We start from the raw sequence: 26393 nt of genomic DNA on the forward strand, positions 1-26393 counted from the left end.
GGTCAGCAGCAAGTGGTTCAGGAGCAGCGCTGCGACCGTACACGGATGCGGTCGCGGCTGGGCGTGTGCCCCCTGTATCGAGAGGCACCGTGCGCAACACTCCCTTCCTGCCGTGGCCGCTGTCGAAGCCCGGCGGCCGCCCGCCGCGTGACCCTCTGCGCAGGCGGGCGGCCTTGTGGTCTTTCTTCTCAGGGATCACGTGCCGGATGCCGTGCTTGCGGAGGAAAGTGCGGATCTTGCGGTTGCTGTATGCCTCTGGGCTCGTGTGACTGAGCGTCCCCTGATCGGGACACCGGCGGCGCTGGCGGACTCAGCTTCCGGCAGGGACCAGGCGGCCGAAGGAAGCCGCCGCTATCTGCTGGATGTAGCGCATCTCGGTGCCGTTGAGGTTGGTGGGGTTGAGGGAGTAGACGATCTTGCGGGAGAGGTCGCGGGTGGCGAAGACGCCGCTGGTGTAGCCGGGGCGGGAGCCGGTCTTGCCCCAGACCACCACGCCGCCTGCGGCCTTGACCCGCATGATGCCCATGGTCATGCAGGCCCGGCCCGCGTCGGACTCGGTGCGGCACTGGCTGCTGTGGAAGCTCGGCACGTCGGGGACGGTGAAGAGCTTCTCCTGCTGGGCCGGCGGGAGCAGGCGGCCGCGGAAGAGTGCGGTCATGAAGCGGTCGAGGTCGGCCGGGGTGGAGATCATGCCGCCCTCGGCCCAGGGCCAGGGGCTCTGCTCGGTGACGTCCACCGGGTGCGTGGTGCCGTCGGCCTCCTTGACCGTCAGGTAGGCGTGGGAGTGCGGGGCCGGCAGACGCGGGTCGTCGGCGGCGGGAACGTAGGTGTCGTGCAGGCCGAGGGGGCCGGTGATGCGGGTCCGTACCTCGTGGGCGAAGGTGTGGCCGGTGATCTTCTCGACCAGGAGGCCGGCGACGTAGTAGTTCTCCCCGTTGTACTGCTGCGCGGTGCCCGGCGCGAACTGCATCGGCCGGCCCGCCATCAGGTCGATGACCCGCTGCGGGGCGAAGCTCTTCAGGCGGTTGGCGGCGAACCATTCGGGGCTGCCGTCGCCGAAGTCCGGGGTGTCGGCGCCGCGCGGCAGGCCGCTGGTGTGGTTGAGCAGCTGGCCGACGGTGACGGGCGGGAGGTCGGCGGGAAGGACGCCCGGCAGGTACTGCTGGACGGGGGTGTCCAGGTCGATCCGGTGCTCGGCGGCGAGCTGGAGGACCAGGGTGGCGGTGAAGACCTTGGAGATGCTGCCGATCCGGATGTGCGCGTTGCGCGGAACCCCCTCACCGGTCTCCAGGTCGCCCACGCCCGAGGTGCCCGACCAGTGGCCCGCGCTGCCCGTGATCCGCAGCAGCGCGCCGGTGACGTCCGCGTTCGGCAGGCCGCCGATGGCCGCCCGCAGCGCGGCCGGGTCGAGGGCGGGCAGCGGTGCGGTGGCAGGGGCGACAGCGGCCTTGGGGTGCGGGGTGGCGGAGGCGGGGGCGGCCACACCCACACCCACGGCCAGGGTCGCCAGCAGGGCGCCGGAGGCGGCCACGGCGGTCCAACGATTTTGACGGGCGGTGCGGTTCACGACGGTCTCCCCCGTGAGCGTGAAAGTGGTGGTCGGACCGGCAGCGACCGGCCCCGCCCACGAGTCTCCTGCGCACCAGCGGCCCCGCTCATCAGGGAACGCCCCTGAGCCGACCCTGACCGGACCCCGACAGCCCCCTGGATCCACCCCTCAGGGGCGCCGAACAGCAACGCCGTCACGGCACTTCCACGGCATCAGCACACCCTGTCCTTACAACTCCCTTTGTCCAAGGGATGGTTGAGGCGCACGATAACCCTGGTGGGACTGCGAGGCTGACGGGGAATCGGTGCGGCCGAGGGGGGAAGCGGTGGCCTATTTGGTGGAGTTGCCGGTCAGTGCGGGCGGCGGGCAGCCGGAGCTGGTGAAGGTCCGGATCGAGCAGAGCGGCGACGGCCTGGTCAGGGTCGCCCGGCCGGGAGAGGTCGTCGCGCGGGCCACGCGCTCACTGGGCGAGATGCTGGGCACGGTACGGCCGGTCGCGCAGAACTTCGTCGACGGCTTCCGGGACATGGTCCACGCGCCGGACGAGATCGCCGTCGAGTTCGGTCTCTCCCTGTCGGCCGAGGCCGACGTGGTCATCTCCAGCACGTCGGCGCAGGCCAACTTCAAGGTCTCGCTCGTCTGGCACCGGCCGCCCGCCACACCGGAACCGAGCGAGCCCGCACAGTGACGCGGAACGAGCCTGCCGCCCCGTCCTCCTTACCCGCCGTCCCGACCGGCACGAACGCTCTCGAAACGGCCGTGATCCAGGTCCGGGACCGGCGGGGCAGGCCGGTCGGAGCCGGTTTCCTGGTCGGCGACGAGCTGGCTCTCACCTGCGCCCATGTCGTCAATGCCGCCCTCGGTACGCCCCCCGGCAGCGAGCCCGCCTCCGACGCCCTGATCGATGTGACGTTCCCCCTGCTGCACGCACCGGCCGAGGGCGCCCAGGCCGACGGCCCGGACGGCGTGCCTCAGCTCCGGGCCCGGGTCGAACGCTGGGTTCCCCCGCAGCCGTCCGGGGCCGGGGACGTGGCCGTACTGCGTCTGAGCAGCGCGGTCTTGGGCAGCCGGCCCCTTCTCCTGGCCGAGGAGCCGGATGTGTGGCAGCACCCCGCGCGGGTGTTCGGCTTCCCCGACGGCCGCCCCGGTGGGGTGTGGCACTCGGCGGTCCTGCGCGCCAGGCAGGCCAACGGCTGGGTGCAGGCCGATCTGGCGGGCGGCGGCTACCGGGTGTCCCGCGGCTTCAGCGGCAGTCCGGTGTGGGACGAGCAGCTGGGGGCCGTCGTCGGCATGATGGCGCTGGCCGAGGAGGGCGAACCTCCGGCGAGCTATCTGATCCCCACGGCCGGTCTGCTGGACGCCTGGCCCGGACTGCGCCGGCTGGCGCTGCCCCCGTCGCCGTTCCGCAGCCTGGAGCCGTTCGGGGAGTCCGACGCGGCGCTCTTCCACGGCAGGAGGGCGGAGTCCGAGGCGGTCGCCCGGATGGTCACCGCCGAACGCTGGACGGCGATCGTGGGCCCGTCCGGCTCCGGCAAGTCCTCCCTGGCCCAGGCCGGCGTCGTACCGAGGCTCAGGTCACAGGGCTGCTCGGTGGTCGTGCTGCGGCCGTCGTCGGGCAGCAGCCCGGCGGCCGGGCTCGCGGCCGAGCTGCGGGAACTGCTGGAACCGGGGCCGAGCGGTACGGATGCGATCGACCAGCTGCTGAAGCTCACCGAGGTGCTGCGCGGCGAGCGGGGCCTGGCCGATGTGGTGCTGGCGCAGGTGATGAAGAGCAGGGGGAACGAGCGGCTGCTGGTCGTGGTCGACCAGTTCGAGGAGCTGCTCGCGCGCGGACCGGACGACGTGGACGAACTGGCCCGCATCCTGTTCGGCGCGGATCTGCCGGACGCGGTCCGCGTCCTGACCACGCTGCGGGCCGACTTCCTCGGCGCGGCCCTCGCCCACCCGGGCCTCGGGCCCGCCTTCGACGGGCGGCGCGTGTACGCCCTCGGGCCGATGCTCGGCGCGCAGCTCCGCGAGGTCGTCACCCTGCCCGTGGACGCCGTACCCGGCGTGCAGTACGAGCCCCGTCTCGTGGAACGGATCCTCGACGACACCGGCGCCGGGCCCGGTGCGCTGCCGCTGCTCGGCTTCGCCCTCGACCGGCTCTGGAAGGAGCAGCAGCGCCAGACGCCCGGACGGCTCACCTACGAGGCGTACGACAAGATCGGCGGCGTCGCCGGTGCGTTGCACGATCACCTCGCGGGTGTCTGGGCCGCCCGTATCCCGGAGTCCGACGAGGACGCGGCCCGGCGGCTGTTCAGCCAGCTCGTCCGGGTGCCGGTGGAGTCGGCCACCGTCACCCGCCGGGTGGCCGTCCGGACGGAACTGGGCGAGGACGCGTGGCGGGTGGCCGGGCGGCTCGCGGCCGACCGCCTCCTGGTCGTCGGCCGGGACCCGGAGGGCACCGACACCGTCGAGCTGATCCATGAAGCCCTCATCACCGGCTGGGACAAGCTGGCCACCTGGGTCACGGAGGACCGTACGTTCCTGGTCTGGCGGGAGACTCTCCGCCAGGACAGGCGCCGCTGGGAGGAGGGGGAACGCTCGGACGACCTGCTGCCGACGACAGCGGCCCTGACCGCCGCCGAGCCGTGGCTGGACGAGCGTGCGAACGAGCTCACCGCGGCCGAGCGCGAGTACCTGGAACGTGGCCGCCTCCACCACCGCACGCGTGCCCGCAGACGCCGGGCCCTGCGGTCCGGCCTCGCCGTGCTGGTCGTCCTCGCGGTGCTGTTCGGCTCCCTGTTCGCATATGCCCGGGAGCAGAGCCGGGAGCGTGAGGCGCTCGCCAACTCCCGTGCCCTGACCCAGTTCTCGCAGGACCAGGCGGACTTCGACCCGGTGCTGTCGGTGAAGGTGGCGCTCGCGGCGTACCAGGCCTCGCCCACCCAGGAGGCACGCAGCCAGCTGCTGCGGCAGTACCTGGAGTACGCGTACTCCACCCGTGTCCTGTCCGGCCTGCTGGGGACGGTCGAGCAGTTCCAGACCAGCCGGGACGGCAACGTGGTCTTCGCCCGGAGCACCCTGGGCCGCGCGACGCTGTTCGTGCACGCCCTGCACGGCACGGTGCGCAGCGAGCAGTTCGGGGTCAAGCAAGTGGTCTATGCCATGGTGTCGGCCGACGGCTCGCGGGCCGCGTACGTCACGCACGGCGGGGAGGCCGGTTGGTTCGAGGTGCACCCCGACGCGCACTCGGTCATCGGTCCTGTGCACCACCTGCCCGGCGTGAAGAACCTGATGGAGTACACCTTCGAGACCCGGAGCGGGTTCGCGATGTCCGCGGACGGGCGCCTCGTCGTCGTCCGGACCGGCAAGGACCTGATGTGGTGGGACCTGGACCGCGGCACGGTCGGCGGGAAGGTGCGCATGCCGGCGGACATGGAAGGCACGCTGTGGTTCGGCTCCGACAACCGGACCCTGCTGGCGCAGACGTACCGGTACAGGCAAGGGCACGGCGGGAACAGCCTGGTCGCCCTCGACATGGCCACCGGGAAGAGCCGTACCGTCGTGAGCGACGCCGACGAACTCACCGTCTCCGGTGACCGGTCGGCGGTCGTCGTCTGCCGCAACAGTCTCGATTCGGCCGCGTCCTACAGGCTTTGGCGGATCTCCGGCCCGGCCCCGCAGGGGCGTGTCTACCACGCGCCGGACTACGGCTCCTGTCACACCGAGGGCGTGGACGGGACCGGGCGCCATGTCGTCATCGGCGACGACAGCAACATGATGCTGGTGGACCTGGTCCGGGGGAAGCTGACCGGCGAGGCCACCCAGCTCGACGGGGTCGACACGACCGCCCGGGACCTGGTGTCGTCCGGCGGGAAGCTGTACCTCGCCGGGCACAGCGACTCACTGATCAACTACCTCGATCTGTCCTCCGTGCCCGACTCCACGGTGGTGAATCAGCAGCGGCTCACCGAGGACGGCAGCAGAAGCATCAACGTGGCGGGCGGCGGCGCGCGTCTGCAGATCCGCCGCATGGAGTCGAGCGGCGACGGCAAGTCTCCGCTGATCGCCGACATCCCCCGGCCGCGGCCGTACTGGCTTCCCGAGGGCAACTACCACATCGTGCTCAACCGGAAACGGGACCTCCTGGCCGACTGGGACTCCGAGAAGACCGTGTCCGTCCGGGAGGTGGCCACGCTGCGGCGGACGGCGCACATCACCGTGCCCAAGCCGCCGTCCGCCTCGGACTTCCAGTGCTTCTTCGACCGGCACGGCCGTCTCGTGACCGTCTCCGGCACGGTGGCGCAGCAGTGGGACCCGCGCACCGGCCGACAGCTCGCCCGCTTCGACATCAAACCGATCGTCGACGGCAGTACCCGCGCGAGCAGACCGACGACCTGGCGGGTGGGCGACTACCCGGCGGACAACCAGGTGTCCGTGCTCGTCTACGGCGACCCCACGGTCCATGTCGTCGACCTCACCACGGGACGTACGACGGCGACGGTGAAGGTGTCCACCGACACCACCGGCGTGCAGTTCGACCCGAGCGGCCGCTACGTCGGCATCCTGCGCAGCGGAACCATCCTGGAGCTGTGGCGACGAGATCCGTGGCACCGGGAGCTGGGGCCGCTGCGCAGCATCGCCGAGGACGACAGGAAACCGTTCGTGACCTCTTTCCTCGACGGCAAGGGCCACTTCGTCCTCGCTGCCAACAGCTCCGTACGCGTCTACGAGATCGGCACACGCGCCCCTGTCGAGTCGTACGACTTCGGCCGCGTTCCCTCCAGCAGCGTGCTGGGGGCCGGCGGGTACGTCTTCCGCGATCTCACGCCGGACGGCAAGACCGTGATCTTCCAGAACTCGGACAACCGGGGCGGATCCCTGCGCCTCGACCCGGCCCGGTGGCAGCGTGGGCTGTGCGAGGCCATCGGCGACCAGGGGTTCACCGCCGACGAGCGAGCCGGTCTTCCCGTGCGGATACCGTCGCAGCCGGTGTGCCCGTGACCGGAGCGGTCGACCTCACGGCGACCGAGGCGCGGGTCCTGCGCACCCTGGCCGCCTACGGCAAGGACGAGACCGCCGCCCGCGAGCCGAACATGTCGCTGCGCAAGTACCGTGCCCACGCGGCCGACCTGATGAGCCGCCTCGGCGCCACCACCCGCTTCCAGGCGGCCCTGCGCGCGGTGGAGCGCGGCCGGCTGTGACGGCCGGCTCGACCGGCCCCGCTCCAGGGCCTCGCATAGGATCGCGGACGTCGGGGCACGGCTGACGGGGGAGGTCCGGTGTCCGGTTCGGCGCGGGGCGTCACGGTCGTCGTTCTGGCCGCCTTCGCCACCGTCTATCTCGCCGCCGGATCGGTGCTCGCACCGGCCGTGTTCGGGCTCCAGCTCTTCCATGTCCTGCCCGCGTTGCGGCGCCGGGTGCCCGGACGGCTGTGGCTGCTCGCCGCACAGGGAGCCGTCTGCTACGCGGCGGTGTACGTCACCGGCGCCTCCGTGGGCATCCTCGGGTTTCTCGGCGGTTCGCTGCTGCTGACCCCCGCGTGGCCCCTGGCTGTAGCGGTCGCCGCCGGTGCGGCCGTCACCGGGCCCGTGGACTCGGCGATCAGCATGGTGCTCATGAGCCTGGTGATCTACGGTCTCACCCGGCTCACCCAGCGGGCGGACGAACTCCACACCGCCCGGCTGGGCCTGACGGCGGCCGCCGTCGCCGAGGAGCGGCTCAGGATCGCCGGTGAGCTGAGCGACGGCCTCGGGCGCGGCCTCGCCGAGATCACCACCGGGGTGCGGGCCGCCCTGGCGAAGCCGGATCGCGCCGGGCCACTGCTCGCCGACGTCACCCGCTCGGCACGTGACTGCCTCGCCGACGCCCGCAGCTCCGCGGCGTCGTACCGCTCGACGTCGCTGGCACCCGAGGTGACGGCGGCACGGGCGCTGCTGACCACCGCCGGTGTGCCCGTCCAGGTGCGCACCGGGCACACCGAACCCCTGGGCCCCGCGGGCGCGCTGCTCGCAGACGTGCTGCGCGAGGCCGTGACCGATGTCGTCCGGCGCGGCACGGCCACCGGCTGTCTGATCGAGACGGCCGCCGAGCAGGGACGGATACGGCTGCGCGTCGTCAGCGACGGGGCGCGGACGGCGGAGGACGAGAGTCTCGGTGCGCTGCCGGAGCGGATCACCGGCGCGGGCGGCACGGTGACCACCGGGCTGACCCCCGAAGGGCGGCACGTCGTGGAGGCCGAACTGCCGGATGCGGCGCGTCCCCGGGAGCCGGACGGCGACCGGTACGCCCACCTGCTCTCCGTCGCCCTGCTCGTCACCGTGCTGGTCGGCTTCTCACTCAAGAGCCTGCTGCTCGTCCCCGGCGACCGTGTCCTGCCCGCCGCCGCCTGCCTGGCCCTGGTGGTGGCGCTGCAGGTCCGCTCGGTGCGCGGACGGCACACGGTGGCGCTCGCGGTGATGGCACTGTGCACGTATCTGCCGCTCCTCGCGTTCGGCCGCGCCTGGCTCGGGGTCGCCGGGTTCCTCGCCGGACCGTTGCCGCTCGCGTTCCGCCGCCGGGTGGCCTGGCCGCTGGCCGGCTGTGTGACGGCGAGCGTCGCGCTGATCGGGGCGTGGCTGCGGCTGCCGCTCGCGACGACGGTCAACTACACCCTCAGCACCGTGGTCACCGGGCTCGTCGTGTACGGACTGCTGCGGCTCGCCCAGATCGTGAACGAACTCAAGGAGGCGCAGCGGCAACTGGCCCGCGCGGCGGTCGTCGAGGAACGCCTGCGCGCGGCCCGCGACCTGCACGACCTGCTCGGCCACAGCCTGGCCGGCATGCTGCTGACCTGCGAGCTTGCGCGCAGGCTGCCGCCCGAGCGGGTGCCGGCCGAACTGGAGAACGTCCTGGCCATGGCCGAACGTGGCGAGGCCGACCTGCGGGCGGCCACCGGCGGCACGGGCAGGATGTCGTTGACCGCGGAGGCGGCCTCGGTCCGCGCGGTCCTGACCGCCGCGGGCATCGAGGCCGAGATGTCGCTCGCCCACGACACCCTGCCGGCCGCGGCCGAGACCGCACTGAGCGCGGTGCTGCGGGAGGCGGTCACCAATGTGCTGCGGCACAGCGCCGCCCGGTCCTGCGCGATCTCGACGGCGGTGGAGGACGGCGGGACGCTGCTGCGTGTGCGCAACGACGGGGCGCGCGGCACGCGCGGCCGCCGGGGATCGTCGGGGATCGGCAACCTGACGGCCCGGCTCGCGGCCCTGGACGGGAAACTGACGGTCATCGCGCCCGGGGACGGCTGGTTCGAGCTGGTCGCCTGGGTACCGTAGCGCTCCGCTGGAAGGCCGGTACGCCGCCTGCGGGTGCGTCGTGGCCGGTCGCGCAGTTCCCCGCGCCCCTTTGGGCGCTCAGATCCAGCCCGCGCCCTGGACGGGAAACTGACGGTCATCGCGCCCGGGGACGGCTGGTTCGAGCTGGTCGCCTGGGTACCGTAGCGCTCCGCTGGAAGGCCGGTACGCCGCCTGCGGGTGCGTCGTGGCTGGTCGCGCAGTTCCCCGCGCCCCTTTGGGCGCTCAGATCCAGCCCGCCTCCGTCGCGATGCGGACGGCGTCCGTGCGGTTGCGGGCGTTGAGCTTGGTGACGATGGCCGTGAGGTAGTTGCGGACCGTCCCCGCCGTGAGGTGGACCTGCTGGGCGATCTCGGTGGCCTCCGCGCCCGACGCCACCAGCCGGAGCACCTCGGCCTCGCGCGGGGTGAGCGGATTCTCGGCCAGGTCCCAGGCGGTGAGCGCGAGCGAGGGGTCGAGCACCCGCTCGCCCGCCGCCACCTTCCGTACGGCGCCGACCAGTTCCTCCGGCGGCGCGGTCTTCAGCACGAACCCGTCCACCCGCGCACCGAGCGCCCGCCGCAGGTGTCCGGGCTTGCCGTACGCGGTGAGCATCAGTACCCGGCAGCCCGGCAGTTTCTCGCGCAGTACGGCCGCCGCGTCCAGCCCGTCCATCGTTCCCGGCATGTCGATGTCGAGGACGGCCACGTCCGGTTCGTAGACCCGGGCCGCGTCCACGGCCGCGGCGGCGGAGTCGACGTCGGCGACGACCTCGATGTCCGCCTCGAGGCCGAGCAGCGCTGCCAGCGCCCCCCTGATGACGTGCTGATCCTCCGCCAGAAGCACCCGTATCACCCGGCCACATATACCAGTTGAGGAGTGCGGTGTCCGGATCATCCGGCTCATGACGAGGTCATGCTCCGGACATGACGCCGTCTCTGGGCCGCTTCGCGCCTGGTCAGCAGGCTTGAACGCATGGCAGACACAGTGCGGTTGGACGCAGTCAGCAAGGTCTACGGCAAAGGGCAGGGGGCCGTCGCCGCGCTCCGTGAGGTCTCGGTGAGCATTCCGCGAGGCAGCTTCACCGCGGTGATGGGCCCCTCCGGATCGGGCAAGAGCACCTTCCTGCAGTGTGCCGCCGGCCTCGACACGCCCACGTCGGGCACCGTCCGGCTGGGGGACACGGACCTGACGGGAATGAACGAGACGAAGCTGACCCGGCTGCGCCGGCAGCGGGTCGGGTTCGTCTTCCAGGCGTTCAACCTCATGCCCGCGCTGACGGCGCTGGAGAACATCACCCTGCCGCTGCGGCTGGCCGGCGCCCGCCCGGACAAGGCGTGGCTGGGCGAGATCGTGCGCAGGGTGGGTCTCGAAGGCCGTACGAACCGCCGTCCGGCCCAGCTCTCCGGCGGCCAGCAGCAGCGCGTCGCCCTCGCCCGCGCCCTGGCCACCCGGCCAGAGGTGATCTTCGGGGACGAACCGACCGGAGCGCTCGACACGATGACCGCCCGCGATGTCCTGGCCCTGCTGCGGGAGACGGTGGACGACATGGGCCAGACGGTGGTCATGGTGACGCACGACCCGGTGGCCGCCTCGTACGCGGACACCGTCCTGTTCCTGGCCGACGGCCGCATCGTGGACCAGATGGGCGGCCCGACCTCCGACAAGATCGCCGAACGGATGACCCGGCTGGGAGCGTGGAAGTGATGGCCGTGCTGACCCTCGCACTGAAGACGCTGCGCCACCGGAAAGCCGCCTTCGCCGGGGCGTTCGTCACCCTGCTGTGCGCCGCCGCGCTGATCACCGCCTGCGGGATGCTGCTGGAGACCGGGCTGCGCGGCCGGGTCGCACCCGAGCGCTACGCGGGCGCCCCGGTCGTGGTCGCCGGAGACCAGTACGTGCACCAGACCGTCCACAAGTCCAACGGCAAGACGAAGCACAAGGCCAAGCCGATCGCCGAACGCGCCTGGATTCCCTCGTCGTTGACGCAGACACTGCGCCGGAGTGCCGGCGTGCGCGAGGTGGTCGCCGAGGTGACCTTCCCCGTCGGCACCAGCGGCGGCCAGGCGCAGGGCCACGGCTGGGACTCGGCGGCCCTCACCCCCTTCACCCTGGCCTCCGGCCGCGCCCCGAAGACCGCCGCCGAGGTGGTCGTGGACGCCCGCTCGGGCGCCCGGGCAGGGACCCGGCTGCGCATACTGACCCCGGCGGGGGCCGCCACGTACCGGGTGTCGGGCGTCACCCGGCAGGCCCTGCCCACCCAGCACACCCTCTTCTTCGCCCCGGCCGAGGCCCGTCGGCTGGCGGGCCGCCCGGGGCAGGTCAGCGCCATCGGGGTCTTCCCGAAGACGGGTGAACGGCCCGGCCTGGCCGCCGCCCTGCGCGGGACCAGGGCACGGGAGTACACCGGGGAAGCCCGCGGCGCCGTCGAGTTCCTCGACGCGGAGCAGGCCCGGGTCAAACTCGTCAGCCTGGGCGGAGCACTCGGCGGTACGTCCCTCCTGGTCGCGATCCTCGTCGTGGCCGGCACCTTCGCGCTCTCCATCCAGCAGCGGCAGCGCGAGATCGCCCTGCTGCGCGCGGTCGCGGCCACCCCGAAGCAGTTGCGCCGGCTGCTCGGCGGCGAGGCGCTCGTGACCGCCGTCGCCGCGGGAGCGGCCGGCTCCGCCGCCGGCATCGCACTGGGCTTCTGGCTGCGCTCCCGGTTCGTGGCGCTCGGCGCCGTACCGGAGCATCTGCGGCTGGTGGTCAGCCCCTTCCCCGCCTTCGCCGCGCTGCTCGCCACGGTGCTGGCAGCCTGGACGGCGGCCCGTCTCTCGGCCCGCCGGGCGGCCCGGGTGCGCCCGGTGGAGGCGCTCGGCGAGGCCGCGCTGCCGACCGCCCGGCTGCCCTGGCCCCGGCTGGTGGCCGGCCTGCTCGCCACCGCGGCGGCCGTCGTCCTCACCCTCGTCCTGTCGACGCTGTCCACCGAGGCGGCCAGCAGCCCGGTGACCATGCTCACCGCCCTGATGTGGACCGTGGCGGTGTCCCTCCTCGGCCCCCTGCCGGCCCGTGCGGCGGCCGCCCTGCTCACCCTGCCGCTGCGCGTCTCCCGGACCGCCGGCCACCTCGCCGCGGCCAACCTGCGCACCGGATCCCGGCGCCTGGCGTCCGTCGTCACCCCGCTGTGCCTGCTCGTGGCGATGGCGTGCACCATCCTCTTCGTCCAGACCACGATGGGCCACGCCGCCCAGCGGGAGGTCGCCGCGGGCAGCCGCGCCGACTACGTCCTCGGCCCCCAGGTCCCCGGTTCGGCCGCCCGATCCCTGCGCGGGCGGCCGGGCGTCGAGGCCGTCACCGAGGTCCTGCACACCTCGGTACGGGTCGGCCTGACCAAGTACGGTGCACAGGCGGTGACGACCGAGGGCCTCATGCGGACGACCGACCTGGGCGTGGTCGCCGGTTCCCTGCGCGACCTCGGCAAGGACTCCATGGCGGTCAGCGAGAACGCCGCCGACCGCCTCGGTGTCTCCGTGGGCGACACGGTCCGCCTCACCCTGGGCGACGGCACCCCCGCCACCCTCAAGGTCGCCGCGCTCTACACCCGCGGCCTGGGCTACGGCGACCTCACCCTCTCCCACGCCCTGGTCGCCCCGCACGTGGACAACCCCATGGGCCCCCTCTACGTCGCGGCCCCCGGCCTGACCCGCGCCGAACTGTCCGCCCTGGTCGCGGCGGTCCCCTCCGTCACGGTCATGGACCATGCCCGGGCCGTCGCCGCGAGCGCACCCGACGCCGAGGTGAACTACGTGGCCATGGGCCTGATCATCGCCTTCAGTGCGATCGCCGTGATCAACACCCTGGGCATGTCGACCGCGGACCGCTCCCGGGAACTGGCCCTGCTGCGGCTGGTGGGCACCACACGGCGCCAGGTCCTGCGCGTACTGCGCCTGGAGGCGCTCGCCGCCCTCGCTATCGCCACGGTCCTCGGCACGGGCATCGCCCTGCTCACCCTGACCGCCTTCGCCACCGGCATGACCGGCTCGCCCCTCCCGTACATCCCGCCGCTCACCTACCTCGGGGTACTCGCACCCACAGCCGCCCTCGCCCTCACCGCGACGGCTCTCCCGGCCCGGCTGGCCCTGCGGCAGCGCCCCGCGGAGGCGATCGGCGGGCGGCAGTGACGCCGACGGGTCCGGCTCCGCGGGTTTCAACGCCCTGAGGCCCTCTCCAGGGCGTTGAAACCGGGTTGAAGCCGATCTGAACCGCCCGGGCCGCAAGCTCTGCGGCATGACGGCGACGAACCACGAACTCGCGATCGCAGCCACCGGGCTGCGCAAGTCCTACGGGGACAAGACCGTCCTCGACGGCATCGACATCCAGGTACCCGCGGGCACGATCTTCTCCCTGCTCGGGCCGAACGGCGCGGGCAAGACCACGGCGGTCAACATCCTGTCCACCCTGATCCGCGCCGACGGCGGACAGGCCCGGATCGCCGGGCACGACCTCACCGCCGAGGCCCAGGCGGTACGGGCCGCCATCGGTGTCACCGGCCAGTTCTCCGCCGTGGACGGACTGATCACCGGCGAGGAGAACATGCTCCTCATGGCGGACCTGAACCACCTGTCCAAGCGTGAGGGCCGGCAGGTCACCGCCGAGCTGCTGGAGCGCTTCGACCTGGTCGAGGCGGCGAAGAAGCCCGCGTCCACCTACTCCGGCGGCATGAAGCGCCGCCTCGACATCGCCATGACCCTGGTCGGCAGCCCGCGGATCATCTTCCTCGACGAGCCGACCACCGGACTCGACCCGCGCTCCCGCCACACCATGTGGCAGATCATCCGCGAGCTGGTCTCCGGCGGCACCACGGTCTTCCTCACCACCCAGTACCTGGACGAGGCCGACCAGCTCGCCGACCGCATCGCCGTGCTCAACGGCGGCAAGCTCGTCGCCCAGGGCAGTGCCGAGGAGCTCAAGCGGCTCGTCCCCGGGGGACACGTACGGCTGCGGTTCTCCGACCCGGTGGCGTACGAGCAGGCGGCCACCGCACTGCGCGAGACCACCCGCGACGACCAGGCGCTCGCCCTGCAGATCCCCAGCGACGGAACCCAGCGCGAGCTGCGCGCCATCCTCGACTGGCTCGACAGCGCCGGCATCGAGTCCGACGAACTGTCCGTGCACACCCCGGACCTGGACGACGTGTTCTTCGCCCTGACCGGCAGCCCCGTACCTGCTCAGTCCGCCGACAAGGAGACCGTCCGATGAGCGCCGCCCCCCAGTCCCTGCGGGCCCACCCCTTCCGCGACAACCTCACCATGCTGCGGCGCAACCTTCTGCACGCCCGCCGCTACCCCTCTCTCACCCTGAACCTGCTGCTCACCCCGGTCATCCTGCTGCTGCTCTTCGTGTACGTCTTCGGCGACGTGATGAGCGCCGGCATCAACGGCGGCCACGCCGACCGCGCCGACTACGTCGCCTACCTGGTCCCCGGCATTCTCTTCCTGACCGCGGCCATGACCTCGCTCGGCACCGCGGTGTCCGTGGCCACCGACATGACCGAGGGCATCATGGCCCGGTTCCGCACCATGGCGATCTCCCGCGCCTCCGTGCTGATCGGCCATGTCATCGGCAGCGTGATCCAGACGCTGATGGCCCTGGTGCTGGTCCTGGGCATCGGAGTGGCCATCGGCTTCCGGCCCGACGCGACACCGGTGGAGTGGATCGCGGCGGCCGGGCTGATGGCGCTGGTCAGCCTCTCACTGACCTGGATCGCGGTCGGCATCGGCCTGGTGAGCCCGAACGCGGAGGGGGCCAGCAACATCGGCATGCCGCTGGTGATGCTGCCGTTCCTGTCCAGCGCGTTCGTGCCGGTGGACGCCATGCCGGGCTGGTTCCGCTGGTTCGCCGAGTACCAGCCGTTCTCGCCCTTCATCGAGACCCTGCGCGGGCTGCTGCTGGGCAGCGAGATCGGCACGAAGAACGCGCTGCTGGCCGTCGGCTGGTGCCTGGGGCTGACCGTGCTCGGCTACCTGTGGTCCAAGGCCCGGTTCAACCGCGAGCCGCGGGCTTGAGCTCGCGCAGCGCCGCCGCCCGCAACTCCTCCCGCCCCAGGGCGGCGTACCTCGACCTCGCGTCGGTGTACGCCGCCCCGTCGGCGTGCTCGGCCAGCTGCCGGGACCGTGCCGCGGACATGGTGGGGAAGTCCCGCACCACCGGCATCCGCTCCGCCAGCGCCACCAGCCGTACGGCCGCCGTGTCGCCCTGGGCCAGCCCGGCCAGGCCGAGCGCCAGCAACGCCGATCCGTACACCGGCAGGTCCGCCGGAGACCTGTCGTCCGAGGGGGCGGACAGCATCCCGAGCAGCCGTTCCCGCAGCTGCTCGGCCAGCCCGGCCACCGGCTCCAGCCGGCCGTGCTGCGCGTGCGCCGCCAGTGCGACCGACCGCACCTCGAGCGACCACGGATCCAGGAACGGATCGCCGGCATGCAGCAGGCTGTCCTCCCGTATCCGCTCCACCGCCCGCCGCCACAGTCCGAGCCCGACCTCGGTCAGCCCCTTGGCCAGTGCGATCTCCGCCCGGGCCGGCAGATCGGGATTGAACATCTGGGCGGACTCCGGCTGCTGGTCCAGGGCGGCGAGCCCCAACCAGTACTCCGCCTCGTCGACCTCCCCGCGCTGCAGACAGGCGACGACCAGCCCGCCGTGGATGCCGATGGAGTCCGGCCAGTCGCCGAACTCACCGAGCGAGCTCAGCGCGGCTCGCAGATGGTCGTACGCCTCTTCGCCACGCTCGGACTGGAGGCACAGCTCGCTGATCCGCCCATGGCTGAGGAGCCGCATGGGCGGATTGCGCAGCCGCCCCAGCGTGCCGGGCAGGCGGCGGGCGAACTCCAGCGCGCGCTCCGTCTCGTGCTCGGAGTCCCATACGTAACTGGCGATGCAGGCCGCGACGCCCGCCAGCAGGGGCTCGTCGGCGTCGCACAGCTCCTGCAGCCGTGCGTAGTGAGGCGGGTGAATCTCCGGGACGGCACCCAGGACGACGGACACGGCCCGCATCAGCGTGTCCGGCGCGGCGGGCGGCAGCCGGCGCAGCGTGACGAGCTGGCGTACGGCGTGCGGGCCTTGGCCCATGAAGAGGCTGGCCGTGCACACCGCCGCCGCGCTGCGGGCCGCCTCGAGGTCCTCGGGGCCGGGCCGGAAACGGGACAGCGGACCGCCGGTCTCGGCAGCGAGGGCGACGATCCGGGTGTAGTTGGCGTCGGTGGTCCACAGGGAGGACAGCACGGCGGTGAGCGCAGCCGTGGTGGGCCCGTCGGCACGGGCCAGCGCGTGCCGCAGCGCCAGGACGAGGTTGTCCTGCTCGGGCCGGATACGGATCAGGGAGGGCAGCGGATCGTCGCGGAACAGCACATCGTGGTGCGCACGGCCGAAGTCCCGCGCCCAGGACAGGAACCGGTCGGTCACCGCCTCCTCCTCGCCGGCCTCGGCGCGCCGGGCGGCGCTGAACTCCCGTAGCGTCTCCAGCATGTGGAAGCGCACCCCGGAAGGGCTGTCCCGCACCTTGATCAGGGACTGACCGGCCAGCTGTTCCAGCAGAGCCAGCGCGTCCCCGGACTCGTCGAGCACGTACTCCGCCGCGTCTTCGGCGAAGCCCCCGGGGAACACCGACAACGCGCGCAGCGCCGCCCGGCCGTCGGGCTCCAGCAGGTTCCAGCTCCACTCGACCACGGCCTGCAGCGTGCGGTGCCGCTCGGGTGCGTCGCGCGCGCCGCCGCGCAGCAGGGCGAAACGGTCCCGGAGCCGACGCGAGATGTCGGCCACGGAGAGCACCCGCACCCGGGCCGCGGCGAGTTCCACGGCCAGCGGCAGCCCGTCCAGGTGACGGCAGATCTCGGCCACCCGGTCGGCCGGCAGTTCCACGCCCGGCCGGGCAGCCCGCGCCCGCTGCGCGAAGAGCTCGACCGAGGTCGCCGGGGAAAGCTCCGGCAGGGCGTACACGGACTCCGAGGTCAGCCCGAGCGGGGCCCGGCTGGTGGCCAGGACCCGCAGCTCCTTCGACCGCGACACCAGCGCCTGTACGAGAGCGGCCGCACCGCGGACCACGTGCTCGCAGTTGTCCAGCACCAGCAGCGCGGGCCCGGGACCCAGCGCGGCGACCATGCGGCCCACCTCGTCCTTGCCGCCGGTGAACTGCCGTCCGTCCCCGGCGCCGACGGCCGAGGCCACCTCGTCGGCCACGTCGTCGTCGGCGGTGACACCGGCCAGGGCGACGAAGTGCACCACGGGCTGCTCGGCGGCCCGGCTCACCGCGTGGGAGAGGCGGGTCTTGCCCAGTCCGCCGGGTCCGACGACGGTGACCACCCGGGCGTCGCGCAGCAGGCCGGCCACGGCAGCGATGTCGGCGTCCCGCCCCAGCAGAGGGTTCGGCTCGTGAGGCACGCCGTGGCGAACCGGCGGCGCATCCGCGCTCAGCAGTTCCTGGTACACGGACCTGAGTCCGGGACCCGGATCCGTGCCCAGCTCATCGCGCAGAGCGCGGCGGTAGGCGTCGTAGCGGGACAGTGCCGCGGCCCGGCCCGCGGTCGCGGCCTCGCAGCGCAGCAGCTCCGCGAGCACCTCCTCGTCCCGCGGCAGCTCCCGGGCCAGCTCGGCCAGCGGGGGCGCCGCCTCCTCCCGCCGTCCCAGCCGGGCCAGGGCGAGCGCCCGGTGACGAACCAGCGAACGAAGCACCCGGACCCGGTCGACGCGCAGCGCCACCACCGGATCGCGCAGCTCCTCTCCGGCCCCGGCGCCCACACTCCCGTCCCACAGCGCCAGGCCCGCCTCGGCCCGCGCCAGGGCGCCTTCGTGATCCCCGGCCCGCGCACGCCCGGCGCTCCCCGCCTCGCACACCAGCAGCGCGCAGGCGTCGACCTGCGCCTCGTCCAGCGCCAGCCGGTAGCCCGTCGGTGTGCTCACGACCAGGTCGGCACCCAGCTGCGCCCTGAGTCGCGACACCAGCACCTGCACCGCCTTGCCCGGCCGCTCCGGCTGCTCGTCCGGCCACAGCCCCTCCGCGAGCCGGCCCGTACTACAGCCGCCGCGCAGATCCTCGGCGAGCAGCGCCAACAGCCCGCGCAGCCGGGGTGCGGTGATCTCCCGCCCGCGACAGGCGACTCGGGACAGCAGGATCAACTCGGTCGTCACGCCTGCACATTAGCCAGCGGGCCGCCATCCGCATACGACGGGACCGGCGCCCGTCAGCGGGCGCAGGTGCCCGGGTTCAGCTTCTGCCCGACCTCGGCCTCCTCGCCGTCGGGTTCGTGCCCGGGTGCGTCGGCATGCCCGGCCCGTACATTGAGAGGTGGGGACCCCCGAGGTCCGGGATGGCGGGCAGTGCCATGCAGACATCGAGAATCGCATCGCGGATCGACTATGCGGCCCTGTTCGCCGCCACCCCGAGCCCGTATCTCGTCCTCGGCCCGGACTTGGTGATCGTCGACGTCAATGACGCGTATCTGCAGGCGACCCGGCGTACCCGGGAGGACCTGGTCGGGACGTACATCTTCGACGCCTTCCCGGACAACCCGGCGGACCCCGACGCGGACGGGGTGAGCAACCTCAGCGCCTCCCTGCACCGGGTCCTGACCACCCGGGAACGCGACACGATGGCGCTGCAGAAGTACGACATCCCCCTCGTGGACCGGCCGGGTGCGTTCGAGGAACGCTGGTGGTCCCCGATCAACACCCCGGTCAGGGCCCCCGACGGGACCGTGGCCTGGATCATTCACCGGGTCGAGGACGTGACGGAGTTCGTCCGCTCCCGCCGGTCACGACGGGAGGAGGTGCCCGACGAGGTGCAGGCCTCCGAGGGCAAGGTCGAACTGGAGGCCCTCGAGGCGGAGCTGTACTCCAGGGCCCAGGAGTTGCAGCGCCTCAACGAGGAGCTGCGCCGGGCCCACGCCCGCGAGCGGCAGGTCGCCGTCACCCTGCAGGAAGCGATGCTCACCTCCCCGGACCTGGTCCGCCACCCCGACATCGCGATGCGCTATCTGCCCGCCGTGGGTTCGCTCAACGTGTGCGGCGACTGGTACGACGTGATCGACCTGCCCGGCGGCTCCTTCGCGGTGTCGGTCGGCGACGTCGTCGGCCACGGCCTGGAGGCCGCTGCCGTCATGGGCATGCTGCGCAGCGCGCTGGGCGCCGCGACCCGTACCGTCGAGGGACCCGCCCAGGCCCTGGAGGTGCTGTGCCGGTACGCCCTCTGTGTGGACGGGGCGCTCACCACCACCGCGGTCCATGCGGTGGTCCACGCAGGCGAACAGCTGATCGCCTACAGCAGCGCCGGACACCCGCCCCCGGTCCTGCTGCACGCCGACGGCACCTGTGACCTCCTCGACCAGGCCACCGACCCACCCCTCGGCGCGCATGCCGAACACGTCCCCCGGACCGAGGCGCAGGTGCCCTATGCCGTGGGCGACACCCTCATCCTCTACAGCGACGGGCTCATCGAGCGCCGGGGCGAGGACATCGACGCGGGCCTGCACCGCCTGTGCGACGCCCTCTCCCACTCCGCCCGCCTCAGCCCCGAGCACCTCACCGACGCGCTGCTGGCCCGCTTCGGAGTCAGCGGCGGCGCACGCGACGACATCGCGCTGATCGCCGTCCGCCTCTAGGAGCGCTGCCTGCTGCCCCGGCTCCGGTGCCCGGGCGGTCACACGCTGCCCGGGTCTGCTCCGTTCTCCCGGTTGGCCTCGGCGAGTGCCAGCATGTGCGGGGCCGTCAGTGCGTTCCACGGGTCGGAGGCGGTGGTCAGCAGCCAGGTGGCCGCGTCGGCCGGCTCGCCGGGCGGGACGACCAGCAGTTCCCAGCGGCCCACGGTGCCGCAGTCCAAGGTGATGGCATGCGCCTCGGCGTCGACGTCCGACAGCGCCACCTCGATGACGTGGCCGGGCGCCAGCACCGTGCGCGGGGCGTCGGGCCAGGCGGCGGTGTCCACGGTGACGCGGGTGACCGTGCCGAGGCCGGGGTCCAGCGCCCCGACCAGCGCGGGCAGCTCCAGTTCCAGAGCGTCGCAGCGGGGCCACCAGGCTCCGTCCAGCGGGCCGTGGCTGGCGTCCGGTGTGAGCGTCAGCCGGGGGAGGGGCATCCGGTAGGTGTGTGCTGCGTCCGAGGACGCGTCCTCGGCGGGCCTTCCGGTGGCGTCCATACGTGCGATCCCGTCCCGGACGGCTCCCGGCCGTCCGTGTCTGTTGTTCGCCGGGAACGGCACCGCCGTGGCCGCGCTGCGCGACATGCTCTCGGTACGGTCAACCGTACGTCCGGCCGGAGTACACGAAGAGGGACTCCGGGTGCGAGGTGTCTCTCGCGCCCTGGGACGGGCCCTAGCCCAGCGAGGTGTCGGCCCAGGGGAGCGACGAGGGCTCACCGGGGCCGCCCTGCGGGCGGGCCGGCGGGGCATCGTGGCAGGTGAAGCCGAGCTGGGTCAGCGCCCTGCGGACCTCGTACGCGGTGAAGTCGCGGCGGTCCTGCTTGGTGATCACCTGCCCGACCTGCTTGACCGGGTAGATGCGGCGGCCGATGGTCACGCAGACTCCGACGGCCGGTTCGGGCTGGATGCTTTCCATCGACTGCTCGACCTCGCTCTTGACCAGGTCGAAGGGGAATCGGGCGATGACACAGCGCATGATGCCTCCATGGGGAGCGGTCCGGTTCTCGGTGGGCGACCCCCGGCCCCCTGTCACCGGTTCGTGCGGCTATCGGTTCGTGTGTGCGGAGGGGCGGCGGCCCCGTGCGGATCGGCGGCCCCGGCCGCGCCCGGCGGATCCGGTGGCCTTGGGTCGTTCGGCGACCGGGACGGTCACTGTGACGGGCACTCCGGAAGGTGTCCGGGCGCCGGTGATACGGCTCAGCTCGGCCTCGCCGGGGCGGACCTTGGTGGTCTGCGGAGTGATGCCGGCGTCGGTCATCAGGCGGTTCACGGCGCGACGCTGGTGCGGCAGGACCAGGGTGACGACGGTGCCGGACTCGCCGGCGCGGGCGGTACGGCCGCCACGGTGCAGGTAGTCCTTGTGGTCGGCGGGCGGGTCGACGTTGACGACGAGGTCGATGCCGTCGACGTGGATACCGCGCGCGGCGACGTTGGTGGCCACCAGGACCGTCACGTGTCCGTCCTTGAACTGGCCGAGGGTGCGGGTGCGCTGCGGCTGGGACTTGCCGCCGTGCAGGGCCGAGGCACGTACTCCGACCGACAGCAGGTGCTTGGCCAGCCGCTCCGCCGCGTGCTTGGTGTCCAGGAACATGATCACTCGTCCGTCGCGGGCGGCGATCTCGGTGGCGGTGGCGTGTTTGTCGTCGTCGTGGACGTGCAGCAGGTGGTGCTCCATCGTCGTCACGGCGCCCGCGGACGGGTCGACCGAGTGCACCACGGGGTCGTGCAGGTAGCGGCGCACCAGGAGATCGATGTTGCGGTCGAGAGTGGCCGAGAACAGCATCCGCTGGCCGTCGGGGCGCACCTGGTCGAGCAGCGCGGTCACCTGCGGCAGGAAGCCCATGTCGGTCATCTGGTCGGCCTCGTCCAGGACGGTGACGGCCACGCGGTGCAGACTGCAGTCGCCGCGGTCGATGAGGTCCTTGAGACGGCCGGGGGTCGCGACGACGACTTCGGCACCGGCGCGCAGAGCGGATGCCTGGCGGCCTATCGACATGCCGCCGACCACGGTGGCCGCCCGCAGGCGCAGCGCCCGCGCGTAGGGAGTGAGGGCGTCGGTGACCTGCTGGGCCAGTTCCCGGGTGGGTACGAGGACGAGGGCGAGCGGCTGCCGGGGTTCGGCGCGCTGTCCGTCGAGGCGGGCCAGCAGGGGCAGGCCGAAGGCGAGCGTCTTGCCCGAGCCGGTGCGCCCGCGGCCCAGCACGTCGCGGCCGGCCAGCGAGTTCGGCAGGGTCGCCGCCTGGATCGGGAAGGGTGCGGTCACGCCTTCGGCGCGGAGCGCGGCCTGCAGGCGCTCGGGCAGGTCGAGGTCGGCGAACGCCTCCACCGCCGGCAGTGCCTCGGTGAGGGTGGCGGGCAGGGCGAACTCGCCGCGGGGTGCGGCGGGCCGGGACCGGCGGGGGCCTTGGTCGTTCTTTGCGGCGGCGGCCGGACGAGGTCGTTGGGGACTCGTCCCCCGTGAACGGAAACGGGAGGGGTTGTTTCCGGTGCGACGGGTGCGGTTCATTGGGGAACCTTCCTCGATGCGTGCGGCACGTATCGAGGAATTCCGTTCGAGCGGTGCGGAGCCGCGATGAGAATTCGCAAGAATGAGCCGAAGAAAAAGCGCAAAATCAGGGGATAAAGCAACGGGCTGGGGCCCGCACCCCAAGAGCGCGGGCCCCAGCCACGAAGTATGCGTCAGCGTCAGGCGGGAACGATGTTCTCGGCCTGCGGGCCCTTCTGGCCCTGCGTGACGTCGAAGGTAACCTTCTGGCCTTCCTGAAGCTCGCGGAAGCCGGAGGTGGCGATGTTCGAGTAGTGGGCGAACACGTCAGCGCCGCCGCCGTCCTGCTCGATGAAGCCGAAGCCCTTTTCCGCGTTGAACCACTTCACGGTGCCAGATGCCATATTGAATCTCCCTAAGGGGCAGTACCGGGACCTGCACTGTGCAGACCCCAGAGTCGCGCGATGATCACCCCTCCGGAAGACCCGGAAGACCCGGAAAACTCGCAAAGAATCTCCGGCAACCAAAACTGCAACTGTTATCACGGTAACACAGGGCAGGCCGGGTGCCTCATACCTTCCGGAATTGTCGTACCCGTTGGAATGAACATCTCACGGCGCCCTGTATGTAATTCTGCAACGGCTGCAATAGATATTCGCCCGGCCGGGGCGCCCCGCTCAGGGGCTGTCGTCCGTGTCCGAGTCGCCCATCTTCCGGCGCATTTCCTCGTTCAGGCGCAGGGCGTCCTCGAGCTGGTCCTCGAGGACGATGATGCGGCAGGCGGCCTCGATGGGGGTGCCCTGGTCGACGAGTTCGCGGGCGCGGGCGGCGATGCGCAGCTGATAGCGGGAGTAGCGCCGGTGCCCGCCTTCCGAGCGCAGCGGGGTGATCAGCTTCGCCTCGCCGATGGCCCGGAGGAAGGCGGGGGTGATGCCGAGGATGTCGGCGGCCCGCCCCATGGTGTAGGCGGGGTAGTCGTCGTCATCGAGGTTGCCGACGGGAGAGTTCTCGGCAGGCATGGCACCTTCGTTTCGGGGGCGCGGCGAGGGCCCGGCGGGCTCGGCACCGACAACACCAACGGGTTTCGGTCCCGTCCATGTGGTGCCCAGGTGGTCACAACCCTAACGTCGATGGCTACGGATATGTGGCGCTGCCCCGACAGATTTTCCGCTTCTGCACAGGCCGCGGTCAGAGTGTCGCGCCCGGCCGGCGTTCCTGAGCGTGTTCGGCGCGCCCGTGCCCCGCCGCTGCGAGCCCGGCCGGGCCGTGCGGCTCCCGCTCACCGCCTGCGGTCCTTGCCGGTGTGCACGGTGGCCGAGACCCTGCCGAGCGCGTACCGGACGGTCGGGTGACCCGACCCGCACGCGCCCGTATCGTTCCGTTCAGCTCGCCGACCTCACCCGGACCGTCCGAACAGGAGTCATCCGCCCGTGTCCTCTTCGCGCCCCGTCCGCGTGCTGCTGGTGGAGGACGACGACCTGATGCGCCGGTCCTTCACCGTCGCTCTGGAGCGCTACGGCTACGAGATGCGGGCCGCGGCCGACGGTCTCACGGGTCTTGAGCTCTTCCGGGACGAGGACTTCGACCTGCTGATCCTGGATGTGATGCTGCCCGGTCTGGACGGGATCGGCCTGTGCCGCAGAGTCCGGGAGACCAGCCTGGTGCCCGTTCTGATGATGTCCGCGCGCGGCGACGGCCTCGATGTCGTCGCCGGTCTGGAGGCCGGAGCGGACGACTACGTGGTCAAGCCCGTGGACACCTACGTGCTCGTGGCCCGTATCCGCTCGCTGCTGCGGCGGGCGACCTACGCGCCCGTCCCGGGACCGGAGCGCGCCGCGGGCGAGGGGCCGCCGTCCGAGGGGGAGGTGCTGGTCTTCGGGGACCTGACCATCGACACCGCCGGCATGGAGGTGTCCGTCTCCGGAAGCCGGGTGGCGCTGACCCCGACCGAGCTCAAGCTGCTGCTGGAGTTCGCCGCCCACCCGGGCGTCGTGCTGGAGCGGCACACCCTCTTGCGCGACGTCTGGGAGTACGGCTGGGACGGCGACAGCCGGGTCGTGGACCTGTGTGTGCAGCGGCTGCGCAGGAAGCTGGGCCGGGACCGGATCGAGACGGTCCGCGGCTTCGGCTACAAGCTCAGGCGCTGAGAGCGGTGCGCCCGTTCCACCGGCTGCGGCCGGCCCGCGCGTCCTTGCGCTGGAAGATCGCCGCGCTGGCCGCGGCCACGGCCTGCCTGGTCGTGGCGGCGGTGGGCCTGCTGGTGCACGGGTGGACCGCGCAGGACATCCGCGACCGGGCCCAGGCCCGGGCCCTCAACACCGTGTACTCGGCCATGGACGTCTACCGGCGCACCGGCACCCTGGCGGACGGCGCCGAGCTCGATCCGGCCGCGCTGCCCGCCGCCCTGCGCCACCCGGCCGACGCCGACCGGCACACGGCCTATGACGGGCGCGTCGAGGGAAATCTGGGGCCGAGCGTGTGGGCCGCCCAGCGGACCGGCGGCCCGGCCAGCCCGGTCCTCGCCGTCCAGGCCAACATGGGCCCGGACCTCTACGGGCTGCACCGGCTCGACGTGATCATGACCGTGGCCTCGCTGGTCGCGCTCGCGGTGGCCACGCCCCTGGCGGTGTACGGGGCCGGGCTGCTCGCCCGCAGGCTGCGCCGGGTCTCCCGGACAGCGGGCCGGATCTCCGCCGGGGACCTCGACGCCCGGACCGGGCCCACCAAGGGCCGCGACGAGGTGGCCGACATCGCCGCCACCGTCGACCTCATGGCCGACAGCCTCGGCCGACGGCTGCGCGCCGAGCGGCAGTTCACCGCGGACGTGGCCCATGAGCTGCGCACCCCCGTCGGCGGTCTGCTGGCCACCGTCGACCTGCTGCCGCCCGGTGAGACGGAGGATCTGCTCCGCGCCCGGGTGCGCGATCTGCGCGGCCTGGTCGAGGACCTCCTCGAAATCTCCCGCCTCGACGCCGGTGCCGAACATCCCGTCCGCGCCCGGGTGCCGCTCGGCGCCGTCGTCTCCGAGGCCGTGGCGCGCACCGGCCTCGACACCGAGGTCACCGTTGCGCAGGATCCGGGCGCCGGTGCCGCCGGGAGCACGCAGACCGTGGAGACCGACCCCCGCCGCCTGGAGCGGATCGTCGGCAACCTCGTCGTCAACGCCCACCGGCACGGAGACACCCCGGTGCAGGTCACCGTCGAGAGCCGTACGGTCCTCGTGCGTGACCACGGCCCCGGCTTCCCGCAGGACCTGCTGCTCCACGGTCCGCGCCGCTTCCACACGGGCGCCACGGAGCGCGGCACGGGCCACGGCCTCGGCCTGACCATCGCCCTGGGACAGGCCCGGCTTCTCGGCGCCGAGCTACGCCTGGACAACGCCCTGGACGGCGGGGCCGTAGCCACCCTGCGCCTGCCGGACTGACCGCCCGGCACCCACCCCCCTACAGAACTGCTACGAAGCGGCGCGGACGCCGATACACAGCGGCCCAGGCCCCGATACGTTCCCCCGACACCCTTCGAAGTGCACCCTTTGGCACCCGAAGAGGAGTCCCTGTGACCGTCGACCCCTTTCCCCCGCACCCGCTGCACACGCCCGGGATCGCGGCCGCCACCGCCGACCTGACGAAGGTCTACGGCCGTGGCGACACCCAGGTCGTAGCCCTGGACCGGGTCAGCATCGGCTTCCGCGAGGGCGAGTTCACCGCGATCATGGGCCCCTCCGGCTGCGGCAAGTCCACCCTGATGCACTGCGCCGCCGGGCTCGACTCGCCCAGCTCCGGCTCCGTGCGCATCGGCACCACCGAACTGGGCACGCTGGGCGACCGTCAGCTCACCCGGCTGCGCCGCGACCGGATCGGCTTCATCTTCCAGGCGTTCAACCTGCTGCCGACGCTGACCGCGCTGGAGAACATCACCCTGCCGCTGACCCTCGCCGGACGCCGGCCCGAGCGGCAGTGGCTGGACCGTGTGGTCTCCATGGTCGGCCTCGCCCAGCGCCTCGACCACCGGCCCGCACAGCTGTCCGGCGGGCAGCAGCAGCGCGTCGCGGTCGCCCGCGCCCTGGTCTCCCGCCCCGCGATCGTCTTCGGCGACGAGCCCACCGGCAACCTCGACTCCCGCGCCGGGGCCGAGGTGCTCGGCTTCCTGCGCGACTCGGTACGCGAGCTGGGCCAGACCGTGGTCATGGTCACCCACGACCCCGTCGCCGCCGGCTACGCCGACCGCGTGGTCTTCCTCTCCGACGGCCGCCTGGTCGACGAGATGGCGCACCCGACCCCGGACCGGGTCCTGGACCTGATGCTGCGTTTTTCCGGGGGGAGCCCCCAGACCCCCGCCTGCGACGCCCGCTCACGCACCAGCTGATCCCCGAAGCAGCACGTCCCCGCCCCCTCG

Annotated in this window: 20 protein-coding genes; 12 read left to right on the forward strand and 8 right to left on the reverse strand. The window is 72.6% G+C overall.

Annotated features, from left to right (window positions below):
• Window positions 1–310 precede the first annotated feature (310 nt).
• Entirely contained in the window at window positions 311–1567 is a 1257-nt protein-coding gene (locus tag AQI88_RS39985; protein WP_244184577.1) for a serine hydrolase domain-containing protein, read from the reverse strand.
• Window positions 1568–1874: 307 nt separating this feature from the next.
• On the opposite strand from AQI88_RS39985, the gene AQI88_RS39990 reads away from it, so the two are divergent.
• The 4 genes from AQI88_RS39990 to AQI88_RS40005 all read left to right on the forward strand — a co-directional run bounded on the left by AQI88_RS39990 (window position 1875) and on the right by AQI88_RS40005 (window position 8850).
• Window positions 1875–2237 (forward strand): CU044_2847 family protein, encoded by a 363-nt coding sequence (locus AQI88_RS39990; protein WP_067010251.1) that lies wholly within the window; start codon window positions 1875–1877, stop codon window positions 2235–2237.
• Window positions 2234–6538, forward strand: coding sequence for a serine protease (locus tag AQI88_RS39995; RefSeq protein ID WP_067010254.1), 4305 nt, complete (start codon window positions 2234–2236; stop codon window positions 6536–6538). The genes AQI88_RS39990 and AQI88_RS39995 overlap by 4 nt, the downstream gene beginning before the upstream one ends.
• Window positions 6529–6738: a helix-turn-helix domain-containing protein gene (locus AQI88_RS40000; RefSeq protein ID WP_067010257.1), complete on the forward strand. Its 210-nt coding sequence runs from the start codon at window positions 6529–6531 to the stop codon at window positions 6736–6738. The genes AQI88_RS39995 and AQI88_RS40000 overlap by 10 nt, the downstream gene beginning before the upstream one ends.
• 78 nt (window positions 6739–6816) lie before the next feature.
• The gene (locus tag AQI88_RS40005) at window positions 6817–8850 is read left to right on the forward strand and encodes a sensor histidine kinase (protein ID WP_244184578.1); all 2034 of its coding nucleotides are present in this window, start codon (window positions 6817–6819) and stop codon (window positions 8848–8850) included.
• 243 nt (window positions 8851–9093) lie between these two features.
• Here AQI88_RS40005 and AQI88_RS40010 read toward each other — a convergent pair whose 3' ends face one another.
• Entirely contained in the window at window positions 9094–9702 is a 609-nt protein-coding gene (locus tag AQI88_RS40010) for a response regulator transcription factor (protein WP_067010260.1), read from the reverse strand.
• 120 nt (window positions 9703–9822) lie between these two features.
• On the opposite strand from AQI88_RS40010, the gene AQI88_RS40015 reads away from it, so the two are divergent.
• The 4 genes from AQI88_RS40015 to AQI88_RS40030 all read left to right on the forward strand — a co-directional run bounded on the left by AQI88_RS40015 (window position 9823) and on the right by AQI88_RS40030 (window position 14894).
• On the forward strand, window positions 9823–10554 hold the full coding sequence (locus tag AQI88_RS40015; protein WP_067010264.1) for an ABC transporter ATP-binding protein: 732 nt from the start codon (window positions 9823–9825) through the stop codon (window positions 10552–10554).
• A complete protein-coding gene (locus tag AQI88_RS40020) occupies window positions 10554–13010 on the forward strand; it encodes an ABC transporter permease (RefSeq protein ID WP_067010267.1) in 2457 nt (818 codons plus the stop codon). Before AQI88_RS40015 ends, AQI88_RS40020 begins: the two co-directional genes overlap by 1 nt.
• A gap of 106 nt (window positions 13011–13116) precedes the next feature.
• Window positions 13117–14088, forward strand: coding sequence for an ATP-binding cassette domain-containing protein (locus AQI88_RS40025; protein ID WP_067010270.1), 972 nt, complete (start codon window positions 13117–13119; stop codon window positions 14086–14088).
• Window positions 14085–14894 carry an ABC transporter permease gene (locus AQI88_RS40030; RefSeq protein ID WP_067010274.1) on the forward strand — a complete coding sequence of 270 codons (810 nt, stop codon included), beginning with the start codon at window positions 14085–14087 and terminating at the stop codon, window positions 14892–14894. Before AQI88_RS40025 ends, AQI88_RS40030 begins: the two co-directional genes overlap by 4 nt.
• Here AQI88_RS40030 and AQI88_RS40035 read toward each other — a convergent pair.
• Window positions 14872–18009: an ATP-binding protein gene (locus tag AQI88_RS40035; protein WP_067010277.1), complete on the reverse strand. Its 3138-nt coding sequence runs from the start codon at window positions 18007–18009 to the stop codon at window positions 14872–14874. The two genes, AQI88_RS40030 and AQI88_RS40035, sit on opposite strands and share 23 nt — an antisense overlap.
• Before the next feature lie 209 nt (window positions 18010–18218).
• Between AQI88_RS40035 and AQI88_RS40040 the strand changes: the two genes are divergently transcribed.
• Window positions 18219–19478, forward strand: a complete 1260-nt coding sequence (locus AQI88_RS40040) for a PP2C family protein-serine/threonine phosphatase (RefSeq protein WP_067010334.1) — start codon at window positions 18219–18221, stop codon at window positions 19476–19478.
• Between the two features lie 38 nt (window positions 19479–19516).
• Here the strand turns inward: AQI88_RS40040 and AQI88_RS40045 are convergent, their stop codons facing one another.
• From AQI88_RS40045 to AQI88_RS40065, 5 genes are all read right to left on the reverse strand, one after another.
• The gene (locus AQI88_RS40045; protein ID WP_244184581.1) at window positions 19517–20011 is read right to left on the reverse strand and encodes a DUF5994 family protein; all 495 of its coding nucleotides are present in this window, start codon (window positions 20009–20011) and stop codon (window positions 19517–19519) included.
• A 175-nt stretch (window positions 20012–20186) separates the two neighbouring features.
• Window positions 20187–20489 (reverse strand): SCO5918 family protein, encoded by a 303-nt coding sequence (locus tag AQI88_RS40050; RefSeq protein WP_067010280.1) that lies wholly within the window; start codon window positions 20487–20489, stop codon window positions 20187–20189.
• Window positions 20490–20558: 69 nt separating this feature from the next.
• Window positions 20559–22019 carry a DEAD/DEAH box helicase gene (locus AQI88_RS40055; RefSeq protein ID WP_067010284.1) on the reverse strand — a complete coding sequence of 487 codons (1461 nt, stop codon included), beginning with the start codon at window positions 22017–22019 and terminating at the stop codon, window positions 20559–20561.
• A gap of 179 nt (window positions 22020–22198) precedes the next feature.
• Window positions 22199–22402 carry a cold-shock protein gene (locus tag AQI88_RS40060; RefSeq protein ID WP_007383480.1) on the reverse strand — a complete coding sequence of 68 codons (204 nt, stop codon included), beginning with the start codon at window positions 22400–22402 and terminating at the stop codon, window positions 22199–22201.
• A 273-nt stretch (window positions 22403–22675) separates the two neighbouring features.
• Window positions 22676–23017, reverse strand: a complete 342-nt coding sequence (locus AQI88_RS40065; protein ID WP_067010287.1) for a MerR family transcriptional regulator — start codon at window positions 23015–23017, stop codon at window positions 22676–22678.
• A 411-nt stretch (window positions 23018–23428) separates the two neighbouring features.
• Between AQI88_RS40065 and cseB the strand changes: the two genes are divergently transcribed.
• From cseB to AQI88_RS40080, 3 genes are all read left to right on the forward strand, one after another.
• Complete coding sequence (gene cseB / locus AQI88_RS40070; RefSeq protein WP_279616601.1) at window positions 23429–24145, forward strand: two-component system response regulator CseB; 717 nt, start codon at window positions 23429–23431, stop codon at window positions 24143–24145.
• 5 nt (window positions 24146–24150) lie between these two features.
• Window positions 24151–25422, forward strand: coding sequence for a sensor histidine kinase (locus AQI88_RS40075; RefSeq protein ID WP_208616066.1), 1272 nt, complete (start codon window positions 24151–24153; stop codon window positions 25420–25422).
• A 131-nt stretch (window positions 25423–25553) separates the two neighbouring features.
• Window positions 25554–26363, forward strand: a complete 810-nt coding sequence (locus AQI88_RS40080; RefSeq protein ID WP_398698254.1) for an ABC transporter ATP-binding protein — start codon at window positions 25554–25556, stop codon at window positions 26361–26363.
• Window positions 26364–26393 lie beyond the last annotated feature (30 nt).

This window comes from Streptomyces cellostaticus (assembly GCF_001513965.1).
GTDB lineage: Bacteria > Actinomycetota > Actinomycetes > Streptomycetales > Streptomycetaceae > Streptomyces > Streptomyces cellostaticus.